General features: G+C 36.8%; 16 protein-coding genes. 13 read left to right on the top strand and 3 right to left on the bottom strand.

Translation table 11 applies throughout. The annotated features are described in order from the left end of the window. Nucleotides 1-100 precede the first annotated feature (100 nt). Nucleotides 101-1,729: a helix-turn-helix domain-containing protein gene (locus tag GTR01_RS15130; RefSeq protein ID WP_160138641.1), complete on the top strand. Its 1,629-nt coding sequence runs from the start codon at nucleotides 101-103 to the stop codon at nucleotides 1,727-1,729. Between the two features lie 394 nt (nucleotides 1,730-2,123). On the opposite strand, the gene GTR01_RS15125 is transcribed toward GTR01_RS15130, so the two are convergent. From GTR01_RS15125 to pruA, 3 genes are all read right to left on the bottom strand, one after another. Beyond that, nucleotides 2,124-2,333, bottom strand: coding sequence for a hypothetical protein (locus tag GTR01_RS15125; RefSeq protein ID WP_160138640.1), 210 nt, complete (start codon nucleotides 2,331-2,333; stop codon nucleotides 2,124-2,126). A 363-nt stretch (nucleotides 2,334-2,696) separates the two neighbouring features. Then, on the bottom strand, nucleotides 2,697-2,906 hold the full coding sequence (locus GTR01_RS15120; RefSeq protein WP_160138639.1) for a cytochrome C551: 210 nt from the start codon (nucleotides 2,904-2,906) through the stop codon (nucleotides 2,697-2,699). 397 nt (nucleotides 2,907-3,303) lie between these two features. Continuing rightward, nucleotides 3,304-4,929 (bottom strand): L-glutamate gamma-semialdehyde dehydrogenase, encoded by a 1,626-nt coding sequence (pruA, locus tag GTR01_RS15115; RefSeq protein ID WP_160138638.1) that lies wholly within the window; start codon nucleotides 4,927-4,929, stop codon nucleotides 3,304-3,306. Nucleotides 4,930-5,341: 412 nt separating this feature from the next. Between pruA and GTR01_RS15110 the strand changes: the two genes are divergently transcribed. The 12 genes from GTR01_RS15110 to GTR01_RS15055 all read left to right on the top strand — a co-directional run bounded on the left by GTR01_RS15110 (nucleotide 5,342) and on the right by GTR01_RS15055 (nucleotide 16,199). Next, entirely contained in the window at nucleotides 5,342-5,707 is a 366-nt protein-coding gene (locus GTR01_RS15110; protein ID WP_160138637.1) for a hypothetical protein, read from the top strand. A 158-nt stretch (nucleotides 5,708-5,865) separates the two neighbouring features. Then, a complete protein-coding gene (ureA, locus tag GTR01_RS15105) occupies nucleotides 5,866-6,168 on the top strand; it encodes an urease subunit gamma (protein ID WP_034697260.1) in 303 nt (100 codons plus the stop codon). A gap of 12 nt (nucleotides 6,169-6,180) precedes the next feature. After that, nucleotides 6,181-6,549, top strand: coding sequence for an urease subunit beta (gene ureB, locus GTR01_RS15100; protein WP_027374325.1), 369 nt, complete (start codon nucleotides 6,181-6,183; stop codon nucleotides 6,547-6,549). A 1-nt stretch (nucleotide 6,550) separates the two neighbouring features. Next, nucleotides 6,551-8,272: an urease subunit alpha gene (gene ureC / locus GTR01_RS15095; RefSeq protein WP_160138636.1), complete on the top strand. Its 1,722-nt coding sequence runs from the start codon at nucleotides 6,551-6,553 to the stop codon at nucleotides 8,270-8,272. Between the two features lie 113 nt (nucleotides 8,273-8,385). Next, entirely contained in the window at nucleotides 8,386-9,036 is a 651-nt protein-coding gene (locus GTR01_RS15090; RefSeq protein ID WP_160138635.1) for a hypothetical protein, read from the top strand. Continuing rightward, the gene (ureE, locus tag GTR01_RS15085) at nucleotides 9,026-9,535 is read left to right on the top strand and encodes an urease accessory protein UreE (RefSeq protein ID WP_160138634.1); all 510 of its coding nucleotides are present in this window, start codon (nucleotides 9,026-9,028) and stop codon (nucleotides 9,533-9,535) included. Before GTR01_RS15090 ends, ureE begins: the two co-directional genes overlap by 11 nt. Before the next feature lie 4 nt (nucleotides 9,536-9,539). Then, nucleotides 9,540-10,229, top strand: a complete 690-nt coding sequence (locus GTR01_RS15080; protein ID WP_160138633.1) for an urease accessory protein UreF — start codon at nucleotides 9,540-9,542, stop codon at nucleotides 10,227-10,229. A gap of 141 nt (nucleotides 10,230-10,370) precedes the next feature. Further along, complete coding sequence (gene ureG / locus GTR01_RS15075; protein WP_047094673.1) at nucleotides 10,371-11,009, top strand: urease accessory protein UreG; 639 nt, start codon at nucleotides 10,371-10,373, stop codon at nucleotides 11,007-11,009. Beyond that, complete coding sequence (locus GTR01_RS15070) at nucleotides 11,010-11,798, top strand: urease accessory protein UreD (RefSeq protein ID WP_160138632.1); 789 nt, start codon at nucleotides 11,010-11,012, stop codon at nucleotides 11,796-11,798. A gap of 157 nt (nucleotides 11,799-11,955) precedes the next feature. After that, entirely contained in the window at nucleotides 11,956-12,657 is a 702-nt protein-coding gene (locus GTR01_RS15065; protein WP_160138631.1) for a hypothetical protein, read from the top strand. Between the two features lie 220 nt (nucleotides 12,658-12,877). After that, a complete protein-coding gene (locus tag GTR01_RS15060) occupies nucleotides 12,878-13,765 on the top strand; it encodes an urea transporter (RefSeq protein ID WP_160138630.1) in 888 nt (295 codons plus the stop codon). A gap of 187 nt (nucleotides 13,766-13,952) precedes the next feature. Continuing rightward, the gene (locus GTR01_RS15055; protein ID WP_160138629.1) at nucleotides 13,953-16,199 is read left to right on the top strand and encodes a TonB-dependent receptor; all 2,247 of its coding nucleotides are present in this window, start codon (nucleotides 13,953-13,955) and stop codon (nucleotides 16,197-16,199) included. Nucleotides 16,200-16,297: the final 98 nt, after the last annotated feature.

Genomic DNA, 16,297 nt, shown 5'->3' with positions numbered 1-16,297 from the left:
ATATTTTAATAAAAAGCAAAATATTACTAATTTTGTAAAAAACAAAAAGACACCCGTGAGAAAATGATGAATTATTATAAGAATAATAATTTGTTTTTTTATGTCTAATAATCTATTGAAACTTTTGTTTTTGCTGACCACAGCAATCTTCATATCAGCTCAGAAAAAAAGCAATTTCGATCAGGCGTGCGAAAGGACTTCCTCTATCATGGCCTATAAAAATTTACCTAAGGCTATAAAAACAGCTGATTCACTCTACATGTCTGCTCGCCAACCCTCAGAGAAGGTGAAAAGTCTTATGCTTTCCTCAGAGCTTTACCATCATAGCGGTGAACTTAAAAAAGCAATATGTTTTAGCGAAAATGCCCATTCATTAATTGAGCAAGCTAATAATAGAGAATGGATGGCCAGTGTATGTCGATTATTGGCGAGACAATATAGACAGGTAGGGTTATATGAAAGAGCCAAGAAATATATTTTCAAAGGACTGAATGCGTCTAGGCAAATTTCTGGTTTTCAGGAAAGTAATGAAGCAGAAGGATTGTTGAATCAGGAGATGGCTTTTTATGAAATGGAAGTAGGCAACTATGTAAATGCAATACAATACATTGAATTTTCTCTTAAAAACTTCGGAAAAATTGATAGTCAGAATGAAGAAAGAACCCAGGCGGCTTCCTATCAATTATTGGGAGATGTTTATTTTAAGCTTAATGATTATGTCGTTTCTGAAGGTTATTACAGGAAAGCTGAAGACTTGCTCAAAGACGGAAGCTGTACATTAGGACTGGTTTATAATGGGCTAGGGGGGATTCGTTTAAAACAAAAGAACTGGAAAGATGCTGAAATATATTTGAAAAAAGCCGAAAAAATTGCGGATACTTCCCGAAGTCTAAAACTTAAAAAAGCAGTTTATTCCAATATTAATGATTATTACGAAGGAACAGGCGACAATTTTAAAGCCTCTTTATATGCTGTGAAATATGTGAGAGCTTATGACAGTATTGCTGCCCGTAATCAGGGGTTTTCAGGAATACCTAAAGAAGAAGCTGCAATTAAAGTTAATAAAGGAAGTGGGCAAATGAATGTAGCTAAAAATGCGGCTATCATCATATTGTTTGTTTCATTGGTAGGCTTGATTATTTTCTTTAAAATAAGACAGAAAAGACAACTTTCAAAGTTGAGGAATATCATAAGAACTCAAGTAAAAGTAACCAATGGCTATAAAGGAACATTATTAAGACAGCCCGCCCATTCTGAATTTTCAAATATATCGGTAGAGGAAATAGACGAAAAAGATTCTGAAGCAGACCGAAAGAGGAATGACTCTCTGATGACATCTGAAACAGAAACAAAACTGCTTGAACTTCTTGAAGAGTTTGAAAAAGGAAATCTTTACAACAATAAAGGAATGTCTCTTTCATTTTTAGCAGGAGAACTTAATACCAATACCAAGTATCTGTCTTATGTGATCAATCAGCACAAAAGTGCAGACTTTAAAACGTATATCAATAGATTAAGAATCAGTTATATTGTAGATAAACTTATCAATGACGAAAAGTATAGACAATACAAAATCAGTATTCTTGCTGATGAATGTGGTTTTTCTTCACATAGCAAGTTTGCTGCAGTATTCAAAGCAGTTACGGACTTTTCACCATCTGCGTATATTAAGCATCTAGATCTTGAAAATCAATTAGATAAAAATGTTCATTTTCGGGAAAACGATTAAAAGTGAATAGTTTCATCCATTCTGTCTTGCTATTTTCACGAAAATGGATAACCTATTGTTTTTTGTAAGACGGCTACTATCATATCTTTGTGAAAGTGTTACGGGAATGACCACAATCATATCACATCTTACCCTTTTAATTTTGAAGGAATGAATTTTCTTTTTCCTGAAATAAGGTATGTTCTCCCAACAACAAGCCAAACCATGAAATTTTGATATGGAACGCGTGTATATTTCGTTTTTCATGAAATAGCCACGGTTCCTCTTTTCCTATGCAATGAAATATTCTACAAAAGAATATATACATATCATATAATCGGGGTTGATTGCCCGGTTTTTTTTCAGTCAAGTTTTTTTAAGTGCAAGTCCACAGATATTCTGTGGATTTGCGATTTTATTTAGTCTTTGTACTGTCGGTTTTTATTTTTGAAGTATCAGGAGTTACCGATGCCGGTTCAGAATTGGCAACAGCAGAATCACCCATTCTGTTTCTTAAAGAATCTTTATTGTGAGCTTCCTTAAATTCCTCTCTTTTTTCTTTGTTTTGAGCACAACTTCCAAGGAAAAGAAGCCCAAGAATTGCTCCTAGCCATAATTTTTTCATAATAATACTTTTTTATGTTTGGTGATTAATCAAATATAGAGATAAAAGATAAAAGATAAAAGATAAAAGATAAAAGATAAAAGATAAAAGATAAAAGATAAAAGATAAAAGATAAAAGATAAAAGATCTTGTCGTTAAACAACTTTTATCTGTGTACATATGCATGAGGATATCAACATCAATAGGGGCGGGCTTTAGCCTGGCCGCTCAATAAATAAAATAAACCAATTCATTGGCTTTAGCCAAAACCTATTTTTTTCATCCAATAAGTCAATTAATGTATTTATCCTTAAACCTATTATCAAAAAAATCTGCAGCGCTTTCATCTGCAGATTTTCCATTTTAAATTAAACGTATATAATACTACTTGGCAGGAGGTGTTGCCATCGAATCCTTTTTCATCTTGATACTATCAGGATTCTTCATTTTTGTGGTCATGGTGTCTGTTGTAGTTGGCGATGCAGCCCGTGTATTAACTGAATCACTATTACTTGTAGACATGGATGACTCCTTGGTTCCACAGCTCACTGCAAATAATCCTATGCCGATGGCTGTTAGCAATAACTTTTTCATACAATTTTATTTTGGGGTGTATTGATGAAAAAACAATTTTTATTCCTAACAAGGGACTGGAAGTCGTAAAATATAGGTAAAGTTTGTTAAAAGATGTTAGGTAGTAAGGAAATGGGAGGGTTTGAGAGTGTTAGAGTATTAGAAATGGGGGATAATAGACGAAGAGATGATAGATGTTTTAGTTTTCAATTTCAAGGGGCGGTTTTGCTTCGCAAGTGAATAATGAATTGCTAGTGATCAGTGAAAGTATGGAAATCTTGAACTTTCACCCCGTATCTCGTATCCTGACATCTCGCAACACACCATAAAAAAGCCCCGAAACCGAAATTCCGAGGCTGTGTTGAAAGAACAAGACAACAATTACTTATACTTATTGTCTATTGCTCATTATTTATAATTACCCTAGGTATGGATATTTGTAATCTTTTGGAGAAACAAAAGTTTCTTTCACACTTCTTACAGATGTCCATCTAAGAAGGTTCATTTTAGAACCCGCTTTATCGTTAGTTCCTGAAGCTCTACCACCACCGAAAGGTTGTTGACCTACTACAGCACCAGTTGGCTTATCATTGATGTAGAAGTTACCAGATGCGTTTTCTAAAGCTTTGTAAGCCTCAGCAATAGCGTAACGGTCTTGAGAGAATACAGAACCTGTTAGTGAATAAGGAGAAGAAGAATCAACTAATTTAAGAGTTTCTTTCCAGTCCTGATCTTCGTATACAAATACAGAAAGGATTGGGCCGAAGATTTCTTCTACCATACTTTCGTATTGAGGGTTTGTAGTTTCAATTACTGTTGGGTGTACAAACCATCCTTTAGAATCATCACAAGTTCCACCGATTGCTACAGTAGCCTCAGAAGATTCGTTTGCTCTTGTAATATATCCTTTACATTTTTCGAAAGAATTTTTGTCGATTACAGCGTTTACGAAGTTAGATGTATCTTCAGGAGAACCGATTTTAATAGTAGCCATTTGAGCTTCCATTACTTTTTTCACATCAGCCCAAAGAGACTTAGGTACATAAGCTCTTGAAGCCGCAGAACATTTCTGTCCTTGGTATTCGAAAGCACCTCTTACTAAAGCAGTAGCTACTGCCTCTACGTTTGCAGAAGGGTGAGCAATTACGAAATCTTTACCACCAGTTTCTCCAACAATTCTTGGATAAGTTCTGTAGTTGTGGATATTATCACCGATCATTTTCCACATTCCCTGGAATACTTTTGTAGAACCTGTGAAGTGAAGACCTGCAAAATCTTTGTGAGCTAATACTTTCTCAGCAGTTTCTTTACCATCTGTAAAGATCATGTTGATAACCCCAGCAGGAAGACCAGCCTCAATTAATACATCCATGATTACTTTTGCTGAATAAACCTGCTTGTCAGAAGGCTTCCATACCACAACGTTTCCTAACATTGCCATACAAGTTGGAAGATTTCCTGAAATAGCTGTAAAGTTGAATGGAGTTACTGCAAAGCAGAATCCTTCTAGTGGTCTGTACTCTACACGGTTCCAGATTCCGTTATCAGAAACTGGCTGCTCAGAATACATTTCAGTCATGAACTCTACATTGAATCTTAAAAAGTCGATGAACTCACAAGCAGAATCAATTTCAGCCTGGTGTACATTTTTAGACTGTCCGATCATTGTCGCTGCATTAATTACATCTCTGTAAGGGCCTGCCAATAGATCAGCCGCCTTTAAGAAAATTGCTGCACGTTGTTCCCAACCTAGTTCATTCCATGCTTCTTTAGCTGCCAATGCCGCGTTGATAGCGTCATCCACATGTTGCATACCACCTTGGTAGTAAAATCCGAAGTCGTGTGCATGATCCTGTGGAGATTGAAGCTGTACTTTTGAATCAGTTTTTACTTCCTTTCCATTAATGATCATTGGGATTTCTACCTTCTCAGCCCACATTTTTTTGTAAGTGTTGATAAGGCTTTTAACTTCTGGAGATCCCGGTTCATAAGAATTTACCGGTTCGTTTACCGCTAATGGTACTTGCGAAATTGCTTTTGACATATTACGTTTTATTATTTTTATTAAAATTAAAATAAGTAAGTTGTATACAAATTTACGATAATTATAAGGAAAGAAAAAAATCCGATCTCTTTTTGTGAAATAAACTTTATTGTCAAGAAAACATTGATATATAACGTTTTTTTAATGTTTTATATTGAATTTATTTAATATATTTATTCGATTCTTTATATAGAAGAAAAAGATATAGAGGATTGTTGTAATTATTGGAATTGGGACAATAAAATATTTGTCATAGTTCATTAATAGTCTTTAAGTATTGTAAATAAAGGATTTATAAAGAAATGTTAAATTTATATAAAATTGTATTTGTTGCGATTTTGAACATTTTAAATAATTTTTTTGATAGCCCGGAATTTAAGATTACTCTAATTTTACACCATTATTATCAGACATGAAAAAAAGAGTCCTATTTTTCTCTTTTGTATTATTTTTCTCAGCTTTATGTGTAGGTCTTCTTACACATACGGGAAAAACTAAATCATACTCTGATCTCTTATCAAAAATTCATCTTCTTCAACAAAAATCCGATCAGCAGACTCAGCCTGAAATCTATAGTTTTTCAGATGCCCAGGATGTACAGGATTCTAATGATTGGGAGAAAGTAAAATTTGATTATTCAATACTTGCTCAGCAATGGCTCAACTATTTCTTTGATAAGTATACTTTTAATACACCGGTTGCGGCCGTTCAAAATCGTGTTTATATTACAGCACCAAGATACATTCTGTATCATTCCCTGCAAATAGCGGGCTGCTAATCTTATTTTAAACTTTTAATGATCCTTTGTGGTTTGTATTCTATGGTAGATACAGATCCATAGGCTTCATTCCACATTTTACATTTTTTGAACATATCAATTTGTCTTTTGAGAAAGGCGAACCGGATACTGTTTGTCCAATTTTAAATAAAAATACTATGCACTTAACACCGAGAGAAACGGAGAAGCTTATGCTATTTCTGGCAGGCGAGCTGGCTCTAAAAAGAAAGGCTAGAGGCCTTAAATTAAACTACCCAGAATCTATTGCATTAATCAGTCACTTCTTGCTTGAAGGAGCAAGAGATGGAAAAAAAGTTGCTGAACTCATGCAAGAAGGCGCAAATCTTCTGACTAAAGAAGATGTGATGCCGGGTGTATCAGAAATGATCCACGATGTTCAGATCGAAGCTACATTCCCTGATGGAACGAAGCTGGTAACCGTACACAACCCAATCCGTTAATTCCTATTGATTATGATACCAGGAGAAATTTTTGTAAAAGAAGGTACTATTATCTGCAACGAAGGCAGAGAAACAGTTAAAATAAAAGTAACCAACACGGGAGACCGTCCTATCCAGGTAGGATCACACTTTCACTTTTTCGAAGTGAACAAGGCGATGAGCTTTGATCGTGAAAAAGCTTTCGGAAAGAGATTGAATATTGTAGCAAGTACTGCAGTACGTTTCGAGCCGGGAGAAGAAAAAGAAGTGGAATTGGTAGAAATAGGAGGAACTAAAAAAGCAATGGGCTTCAATAACCTTGTTGATGGACAGGTAGATTCTGAAGATCAGAAAAAAGCAAGCTTAGCAAAAGTTCAGGAGTTAAACTTTAAAAATCAGTAAAATGAGCTTAAACGTAGATAGAAAACAGTACGCCAATATATTAGGTCCTACAGCCGGAGATAAAATCAGACTGGGAGACACTGAAATTATTATTGAAATTGAAAAAGATTTCACCCATTACGGAGACGAAGCCGTTTTTGGAGGAGGTAAAACCGTACGTGATGGTATGGGACAAAATGTTACTGCAAAAAGAGATGAAGGAGTTCTGGATCTTTGTATTACAGGAGCAGTAATTATCGATCACTGGGGAATTGTAAAAGGTGATATCGGGATTAAAGATGGTAAAATCGTAGGAATCGGTAAAGCAGGTAACCCTGATACCATGGATGGAGTATCTCCTAACATGATCATTGGGGCTTCTACTGAAGTTCATGGTGGAAAAGGATATATCGTAACTGCCGGAGGAATTGATACTCACATTCATTATATCTGCCCACAACAAATTGAAACCTCTCTATATAGTGGGATCACTACCATGATCGGAGGAGGAACAGGCCCTAACGACGGAACGAATGCTACAACAGTAACTCCAGGGAAATTCAACATGCAGAAAATGCTTGAAGCAGCAGAAGAGTATCCAATGAATTTAGGGTTCTTCGGAAAAGGAAACTGCTCAGCAGAAGAGCCTATCGAAGAACAAGTTGAGGCGGGAGCTTTAGGAGTAAAAATTCACGAAGACTGGGGAGCAACGCCAGCAACTATTGATGCTGCTTTAAAAGTAGCAGATAAATATGACGTTCAGGTTGCCATCCACACAGATACTTTAAATGAAGGTGGTTTCCTTGAAGATACGATGAGAGCGATCAATGGAAGAGTAATCCATACATTCCACACGGAAGGTGCAGGTGGAGGTCACGCGCCGGACATCATCAAAGCTGCGATGTATCCAAACGTATTACCTGCGTCTACCAACCCTACGCGTCCTTATACAGTCAATACAATCGACGAGCACTTAGATATGTTGATGGTTTGCCACCATTTGAGTAAAAACATCCCTGAAGATGTGGCATTCGCAGATTCTCGTATTCGTCCTGAAACCATTGCAGCAGAAGATATCCTTCATGACATGGGAGTTTTCAGTATCATGAGTTCAGACTCTCAGGCAATGGGTAGACCAGGTGAAGTGATTACAAGAACCTGGCAGACGGCAAGCAAAATGAAGGGGCAGAGAGGTGATTTAGCGGAAGATAAGGATAGTGGAAACGATAACTATCGTGCAAAAAGATATGTTGCCAAATATACCATCAACCCGGCGATTGCACACGGTATTTCAGAATACGTAGGATCTCTTGAAGAAGGAAAACTAGCAGATTTAGTAATCTGGAAGCCAGCTTTATTCGGAGTGAAACCTGAAATGATTGTAAAAGGAGGATTTGTAATTGCTGCAAAAATGGGAGATCCTAACGCTTCTATTCCAACGCCACAGCCAATTATTTACAGAAATATGTTTGGAGCTCACGGAAAAGCTAAGTATGGTATTTGTGCCAACTTCGTATCTCAGATCTCTATCGATAACGGAACGATTGCTTCTTACGGATTAGAAAAAATGATTCTTCCAGTGAAAAACTGTAGAAATATTGGTAAAAAAGACCTTATCCATAACGATAAGACTCCTCTAATTGAAGTAAATCCTGAAAACTATAAAGTAACGGTAGATGGTGAATACATCACTTGCGAACCGGCAGAGACACTTCCTTTAACACAGTTGTATTACTTGTTCTAAGATAAATCTTATCAATAAAACCTAACAGATTTTAAAAACCTGTTAGGTTTATTTAACAGCAAAAAAAGATTTATCAGACCCTATTTTAAAACAATTATAGAACTACGTTTAGAATGAAATATTTAAATAAAACAGTTTTTTCTCTTGCTGTAGCCGGAATGTCTTTATTTTCTGGTAAAGTGAGTGCTCAATTTTTAGGAGGACACAGGCTTAAAAGTGATGAAGATGGGCCAAAAGGACAATTTATGATGTATGGTTCATTGGATTACTCAAAGGTCACAACTCCTACAAACAGCAGCAGTACCGTTTCCAGCGCGCCCCTTGGAGTAGGATATTTTATCAATAATAATGACCTTATCGGGGTTAATTATGCTTACTCTCAGAATTCTGTGAACCATAATGTTGTTTATAAACAAAATGAAGCCGGAATTTGGTATAGCCCATCGGTAATGCTTGGAAAGTACTTTGTATTGATCGGACAGGTAGATGCTCATTATGTATGGGGACAACAACAGACAATCACGGCTGATGCGATGGAGAACTTTAATGGTTTCCGTCTCCGTGCTTACCCTTTGATCGGAGTTTTATTAGGCGGTGGCTGGGCGTTGAAATTCAAATTTGCAGAACTTTCAATGCTTCAGACGAAAACCAAACAAGAAGGTTGGACGAAGAGCTATGTAGCAGGAATCAGTGGTTCAACATTCGGGGTAGGCATTTCTAAAAACTTTGACTTCAGAAAAAAATCGGCTAAAGATGATAATTAATCAAACCATAGGCAATCTCACCGAAAATCCTACCCAAAAGAATATAGATTATCTGGATCTTGAATGGTTTGAAACCACGAAAAGGATTCAACGTAAAAGAACCAGAAATGGGGTAGATGTTGCCATCAAATTTCTAAAAGAAGGGCAGCGTTTGCGTGAAGGAGATATTCTTTTTGAGGATGCAGAAAAAGTAATTGCGATCAATGTTCTGGAAACAGAGGCCATCGTAATGGTTCCCGGATCTTTATTGGAAATGGGAACAGTATGTTATGAAATCGGAAACAAGCATATTCCGCTTTTCATTCAAGAAGATAAAGTATTGCTTCCGTTTGAAATGCCTATGTTCAGATGGCTGGAAGCAAGTGGTTTTAAACCGGTAAAACAATCGGTAAAGCTGCTTAATCTTCTAAAATCGAATGTAGAACCTCACGGACACGGAAGTCTTGGCTCTACAATTTTTACCAAAATCTTAAAAATGGCCGCTCCAAAAGATGAATAATAATATGAACATAAATTTTTTATCAGGGCTGCTTCATCTTGCAGATCCCACGCTTCCAATCGGTGGTTATACGCATTCCAACGGACTTGAAACGTATGTACAGGAAAGAATCGTTCATAATTTGGAGACCGCGAGAGAGTTTGTACAGAACATGCTCCAGTACAACCTTAAGTTCAATGATGGGGCCTTTGTAAAACTAGCTTATAAAGCAGCCGAAAAAGGAGATTTACAGGCACTTTTGGATCTCGATAATGAGTGTAATGCGATAAAATGTCCAAAAGAAATCCGCCAAGCTAGTCAGAAATTAGGATTAAGGTTAATTAAAATCTTCAAAAGAAGAGACAACTTCCCATTGATGGATGAATTTGAAAAGGCTGTTCGAAATAAAGAAGCCAATTCTCATTACTGTATCGTATTTGGAGTCTATGCTTATTTGATGAAAATTCCTTTATATGAAGCGCTGTTAGGATTTTATTATACCTCAGTTGCCGGAATGATTACCAATGCGGTAAAGTTGGTTCCGCTAGGACAGCTTGATGGGCAGGATATCTTATTCGCTTTATATCCTGTTATGGAAAAAACAGTTTGGGAAACCATGGAGCTGGACAGAGATCTGGTAGGGCTTTGCAATACAGCTTTTGATATCAGATGTATGCAGCACGAAAGGCTTTATTCAAGACTTTATATGTCGTAGAAAATAAATAAGTTAAATGGATGAAGAGGTCTTTGCTGAGTGTAACGCCCCTGCGAACGAAAAATCTTCACCATCAATAAAAAATCTTAGCGCTCTCAGCGTTAAAACAATCAAAAATCAAACAAAGTAAAATTTAACAAAATGGAAAACAGAAAATATATAAAAGTAGGAGTTGCAGGGCCTGTAGGATCAGGAAAAACTGCATTATTAGAACGTTTAAGCAGAAAATTATTCGGAACTTACGATCTTGGAGTAATCACGAATGATATTTATACTAAAGAAGATGCTGAATTTATGGCTAAAAACAGTCTTCTTCCTCATGATAGAATTATCGGAGTAGAAACAGGAGGTTGTCCTCACACTGCGATCCGTGAAGATGCAAGTATGAACCTTGAAGCAGTAGATGAACTAGCTGCGCGTTTCCCTGAAATTGAATTGGTTCTTATTGAAAGTGGAGGTGATAACCTTTCTGCAACTTTCAGTCCGGACCTTGCAGACGTTACTATTTTCATTATTGATGTTGCAGAAGGAGAAAAAATCCCTAGAAAAGGAGGCCCTGGTATTACAAGATCAGATTTATTGATTATCAACAAAATCGACCTGGCTCCTTATGTAGGGGCAAGCCTTGAAGTAATGGAAAATGATGCCAGAAGAATGAGAAAAGGAAATCCTTTTGTTTTCACCAATCTTAAAACAGATGAAGGATTGGATAAAGTGATTGGATGGATCAAAAAATATGCTCTTTTAGAAGAAATTGAAGAACCGAACTTAGTAAGATAAATGGATAGTCGTTTAAATATTATCGCAGGATTTAAGGGAGGAGAATCATATGTGAAGGATCTTTACGTTTCACTGCCTTTCAGAGTTGTTTCTGTAGGGCAGAGGAAAAATGATAAGAAACTGTATCAAATGGTGATGAGTTCCTCCCCGGGAATTCTGGATGGAGATCATTATCACCTGGATGTAGCTCTTGAAAAAGGATCTTCCCTTCAGTTACAATCACAGTCGTATCAGAGACTTTTCAATATGGAAGATAAGGCTGTTCAGGAGTTGAATGTAACGATGGAGGATGAAACCTCTTTTGCTTATGTTCCGCATCCCATTGTTCCGCATGAAGATTCAAACTTTAAAAGTAAAGCCCATATTCATATCGGGAAAAACAGCCAGATTATCATCAGTGAGATCATTACTTGTGGAAGAAAACATTATGGTGAAGTCTTTAAACTGAGACGTTTCCAGAACTTGATGGAAATCTATCATAACAATAAATTGGTTGTAAAAGATAATGTGGTGATCCAGCCTGATCTGATTCCGATCAGCAGTATCGGTAATCTTGAGCAATATACCCACCAGGGAACTTTGATCTTCTATAGTACAAAAGAAAATGTAGATAAAAATAGTCTGATTGAAGAAATTATAGAAGCTGCAGCACAGCATCATGAAGATATGGAGGTGGGCGTTTCTGCTATGGAAGATAATGGTTTTGTAGTAAGAGCTTTAGGGCATGGTGGAGAACTGATGTACAACTTTTTCGTGTATGTGCAGGAAATCCTTTGGTCTCTGGAGTAAAAAGGAAATCAGGAGCCTTGTAAAGGCTGGTATCTCCGAAATCTCCGAGAACATCTATTCAACAGAAGCGGGCTTTAGCCCGCGCAAATAAAAGAAACCTTCCATTGGCTTTAGCCAAAACGTAATAAAGAATCTGAAATAACAGCATTAATAGAAAATGGATAGTACAGTTTGGGCGCTTCTTTTGAGTGCCGTTTCAATAAGTTTTATACACACAGCTTCAGGGCCAGATCATTATTTACCCTTTATTGTAATTTCCAAATCCAAAAAATGGAGTGGAATGAAAACGGCAATATTAACTGTGGTTTGTGGGTTTGGACATGTTCTTAGCTCTCTGATCCTTGGTTTTGTTGGAGTGTTTTTAGGCTGGCAGCTGAATAAAATCTCCTGGTTTCAGGATATCAGAGGAAACTTCTCGGGATGGGCATTGCTGATCTTTGGCGGAATTTATTTGGTATATGGGCTTATTCAGGCCATCAGGAATAAACCTCATAAACATTTCGATGTAATGGGTGATGATGTTTACGTTTATGAACACAATCATAGTGAAGTAGTAATGCCTCAAAAAAGGATAAAAGTAACCCCACTTGTTCTTTTTATGATTTTCGTGATGGGACCAAGTGAACCTTTGATTCCTTTATTATTCTATTCCGGAGTAAAACATTCTATGTCTGAGATTGCCGTTCTGGTAACTTCATTTACTGTTACTACTGTTTTAACAATGCTTGGAATGGTTCTTTTAGGACGGTATGGCTATTCAACATTATTCAATACTGAAAAACTGGAAAGATATATGGGAGTTGTAAGTGGCGCTGTGGTAACAGTCTGCGGAATCGGAATGGTCTTTCTGGGATGGTAGTGAGGTTTGAGGGTTTTAGAGTAGGAGCGCTTAAAGTTCAAGGTTTAAAGTTGTTGTATCTTCACTAAAGATTAACCATTCACTTGCAAAGCAAAATAAACTGTTGATCTTTAAGTCTACAATGTTCCGCACCTTGTACCCCGCACCACACATCTCGAAACCCGTACTCCGCATCTCGAACAATATTTCACCTTACATTATTAATACAATTAAAAAAACTATGGACGAATTTTTCAAAAAACTACCTTTTTTAGACAATGTTTTAAAAGGAATCGGGCAGATTATGCTTCAGGAAAACAGATGGACTGGGCTTCTGTTTCTTATAGGAATCTTTATGGGAAGCTGGCAATGTGGAGTTGCGGTATTGCTTTCAACAGCAGTCGGAACCTTTACTGCCATGAAGCTGAAGTACAGTCAGTCTGAAATTAATGCCGGATTGTACGGTTTCAGTGCAGCACTTGTAGGAGTAGCATTGGCTTTTTTATTTGAAACAACAATCTTAATTTGGGTACTTATTATATTGGGAGGTGCATTGGCAGCTGTTATTCAGCATTTTTTCATTCAAAAGAAAATTCCGGTGTTTACTTTTCCTTTTATTGTGATTACATGGATTCTTGTGTTTGCTTTGCATCATTTTACACATATTCCTCCATCTGCAATGTTGAGTGCAGAGGTTGTATCTACAAAGTATGATGATTTCCTTACCTGTACCAACGGTTTTGGTGAAGTTATATTTCAGGGAGGTGTGCTTTCAGGAATGATTTTCTTTCTTGCTGTATTTATCAGCTCACCTATTGCTGCTTTATATGGATTAGCGGCATCTATTCTTGGTGCTGGACTTTCACAACTGAATGGGGAACCTATTAAAGAAATTCACATGGGATTATTCGGATTTAATGCTGTCCTTTCAGCGATTGTATTTTCCGGAGTTAAAAAAACAGATGGTTTATGGGTGCTTATTGCTGTGTTTCTAACAATAGTAATCGATGATCTTTTGGTGGATAACCATTACCTGGATGCTGTAGGCGGAGTATTTACTTTCCCTTTCGTAGCAGGAACATGGATTACTCTTTTAATTCAAAAGATATTTCTTAAAGCAAAAGCGTAGGCTTGGGTTGGGGGTTCTAGAGTTTGAGAGTTTGAGAGTAGGAATGTTCAAGGTTGTGATTCTTTCACGAGTAATTGGAATTTCAAAATTTCCTATTGAATTTAAGACTAAAACATCTATCATCTCTTCGTGTATTATCTATCATCTTCTATCCACCCTCTAATTTATAATTTAACTAAAACAAAAAATGAAAATAACTAAAATAGCAGCCGCTTTTCTTGTCATGGTATTCAGTGGAAAAATGATGGCTCAGGAAGCAGAAAAGCAGTTGCAAATCAAAGATGCAGAAGACAAATTCCCCATTGCGGATGTATTGGTGAAGTATGACCACGGTAACAGCCACACTCATACCGGAACGGACGGTACTTTCGCTATTCCTGTTAAATCACTTCCTGATACATTGATGATCAGCCGTCAGGGATATGATGAGGTAAAATGGTTGGTTACCAATGATGATGATAAAAATAAAGTTATTTTTTTACAGCATAAACCATTTCAGATCTCTGAAGTAGCTATTAATCATAGTTCTTTTTTATCAGCAATTACTAAGGTAGATCTGAATAAATTTCCTGTTAATTCAGCACAGGATTTATTGAGAAAAGTACCAGGGTTATTCATTGCACAGCATGCGGGCGGAGGAAAAGCCGAACAGCTTTTTCTAAGAGGATTTGATGCCGATCATGGAACAGATGTAAGCGTAAATGTAGACGGAATGCCTGTGAATATCGTATCTCATGCTCACGGACAAGGGTATTCTGATCTTCACTTTGTAATTCCTGAAACAGTAAATAATATTGATTTTGGAAAAGGAGCCTATTATATGGATCGTGGAGACTTCAATACCGCAGGGTATGTAGATTTTCAAACGTATAATGGATTGAAAAATAGTATGATTAAACTCGAAGGAGGTTCATTCAACTCCAAAAGAGTATTGGGAATGTTCAATATCCTTCATGATGATCTGGGTAGAAAAAATGCGTATGTCGCTGCCGAATACAATTATACTGATGGGCCTTTTGATGTAAAACAAAATTTCAACAGAGTTAATATTTTCGGAAAGTATAACCAATGGATTACGGATAATGATTACTTCAATATTCAATTTTCAACCTTCAATTCCTCATGGAACGCTTCAGGGCAGATTCCTGAACGTGCAGTAGATGAAGGAATCATCGGAAGATGGGGAAGTATAGACCCTACCGAAGGCGGAAAAACATCCAGAACAAACCTTCAGATGAACTTTAAGCATATCATTTCTCCATCTGAGCAGATTGATGCGATGGCTTTTTATTCAAAGTATAATTTCAATCTGTATTCCGATTTTACATTTTTCTTGAAAGATAAAGATCACGGGGATGAAATTCAACAGACTGATGGAAGAAATATCTATGGAGCAGAAGTTAAATACACCAAAAGCTTCTCTCTTCCTAATAGCTCATTAAACTGGACTTCCGGAATTGGCTTAAGAAACGATGATGTCAATACCTTACAACTGAACCATGTCTATCACAGAGATATGCTGCTTGATCGATTGTCTGATGTGAACGGAACAGAAACTAATCTTCATGCCTATTCGGGCTTGGTTTGGAAAACGGGAAAATGGACAATTAATCCAGCCGTAAGAGTCGATCACTTTATCTTCAATATGCATAATCTATTGGATCCTGAACAATTGCCTTCAGGACAATCAAAAGAAGCAACAAGAGTGAGTCCTAAATTGAACTTTTCTTATGCTCAGAGTGATAATGTAATGTGGTTTCTAAAAACAGGGATGGGATTCCATTCCAATGATATGAGAGTAGTCGTTACCAATAAAAATGAAAATACGCTTCCTTATTCTATAGGAGCTGATTTTGGAGTAAGATTACATCCATTCAAATCATTAATTATTACACCTACGGTGTGGTATATGGATCTGCAGCAGGAATTTGTATATGTAGGAGATGATGCGGTGGTAGAACCCTCTGGAAAATCCAGACGTTTCGGTGCTGATCTGGGAATCCGTTTTCAGCCATTGGAAAACTTTTACCTGAACGCAGACATCAATTATTCTCATGCAAGATTTATTGAAGAAGAAAAAGGACAGGATTATATTCCATTAGCACCAGTAGTGACCAGTACAGGATCCGTAAACTGGGATTTCTTAAAAGGATTTTCTCTAGGTCTTCAGTACCGTTATCTTGGTGAAAGACCAGCAGTAGAAGACAATAGCATTAAAACAAAAGCTTATTTTGTCAATGATCTGATACTTTCTTATAACCGTCAGAAGTGGGGGGCAAACATTCAGGTCAACAACCTGTTCAATGTAAAATGGAATGAAGCTCAGTTTGCTACCGAAACCCAATTAAAAGGTGAAGCTGAACCTATTACAGATCTTACCTATACACCGGGAAGTCCGTTTGGAGTAAGAGTGGGAGTGTATTACAAGTTTTAGAGTGAGAGAATTTTAGAGCTTTAAGGTTAAAGCGCTATTTTCAAATTAACTCATTCTCAAATTTTCAAATTCTCCTTGCTCTGCTTTATGAATTTTGT

Origin of the sequence: Chryseobacterium sp. c4a (assembly GCF_009900745.1) — a bacterium.
In the GTDB taxonomy this organism is placed as follows: Bacteria; Bacteroidota; Bacteroidia; order Flavobacteriales; family Weeksellaceae; genus Chryseobacterium.
Note: the sequence above shows the minus strand (reverse complement) of the source record. Positions and strands in the feature narration are given on the sequence as shown.

Coding starts and splice junctions, on each gene's coding strand:
- GTR01_RS15055 (WP_160138629.1), top strand. CDS start 13,953: ATGAAAATAACTAAAATAGCAGCCGCTTTTCTTGTCATGGTATTCAGT.
- GTR01_RS15080 (WP_160138633.1), top strand. CDS start 9,540: ATGAACATAAATTTTTTATCAGGGCTGCTTCATCTTGCAGATCCCACG.
- GTR01_RS15065 (WP_160138631.1), top strand. CDS start 11,956: ATGGATAGTACAGTTTGGGCGCTTCTTTTGAGTGCCGTTTCAATAAGT.
- GTR01_RS15125 (WP_160138640.1), bottom strand. CDS start 2,333: ATGAAAAAATTATGGCTAGGAGCAATTCTTGGGCTTCTTTTCCTTGGA.
- GTR01_RS15070 (WP_160138632.1), top strand. CDS start 11,010: ATGGATAGTCGTTTAAATATTATCGCAGGATTTAAGGGAGGAGAATCA.
- GTR01_RS15130 (WP_160138641.1), top strand. CDS start 101: ATGTCTAATAATCTATTGAAACTTTTGTTTTTGCTGACCACAGCAATC.
- ureE (WP_160138634.1), top strand. CDS start 9,026: ATGATAATTAATCAAACCATAGGCAATCTCACCGAAAATCCTACCCAA.
- GTR01_RS15060 (WP_160138630.1), top strand. CDS start 12,878: ATGGACGAATTTTTCAAAAAACTACCTTTTTTAGACAATGTTTTAAAA.
- ureG (WP_047094673.1), top strand. CDS start 10,371: ATGGAAAACAGAAAATATATAAAAGTAGGAGTTGCAGGGCCTGTAGGA.
- GTR01_RS15110 (WP_160138637.1), top strand. CDS start 5,342: ATGAAAAAAAGAGTCCTATTTTTCTCTTTTGTATTATTTTTCTCAGCT.
- pruA (WP_160138638.1), bottom strand. CDS start 4,929: ATGTCAAAAGCAATTTCGCAAGTACCATTAGCGGTAAACGAACCGGTA.
- GTR01_RS15120 (WP_160138639.1), bottom strand. CDS start 2,906: ATGAAAAAGTTATTGCTAACAGCCATCGGCATAGGATTATTTGCAGTG.
- ureC (WP_160138636.1), top strand. CDS start 6,551: ATGAGCTTAAACGTAGATAGAAAACAGTACGCCAATATATTAGGTCCT.
- ureA (WP_034697260.1), top strand. CDS start 5,866: ATGCACTTAACACCGAGAGAAACGGAGAAGCTTATGCTATTTCTGGCA.
- ureB (WP_027374325.1), top strand. CDS start 6,181: ATGATACCAGGAGAAATTTTTGTAAAAGAAGGTACTATTATCTGCAAC.
- GTR01_RS15090 (WP_160138635.1), top strand. CDS start 8,386: ATGAAATATTTAAATAAAACAGTTTTTTCTCTTGCTGTAGCCGGAATG.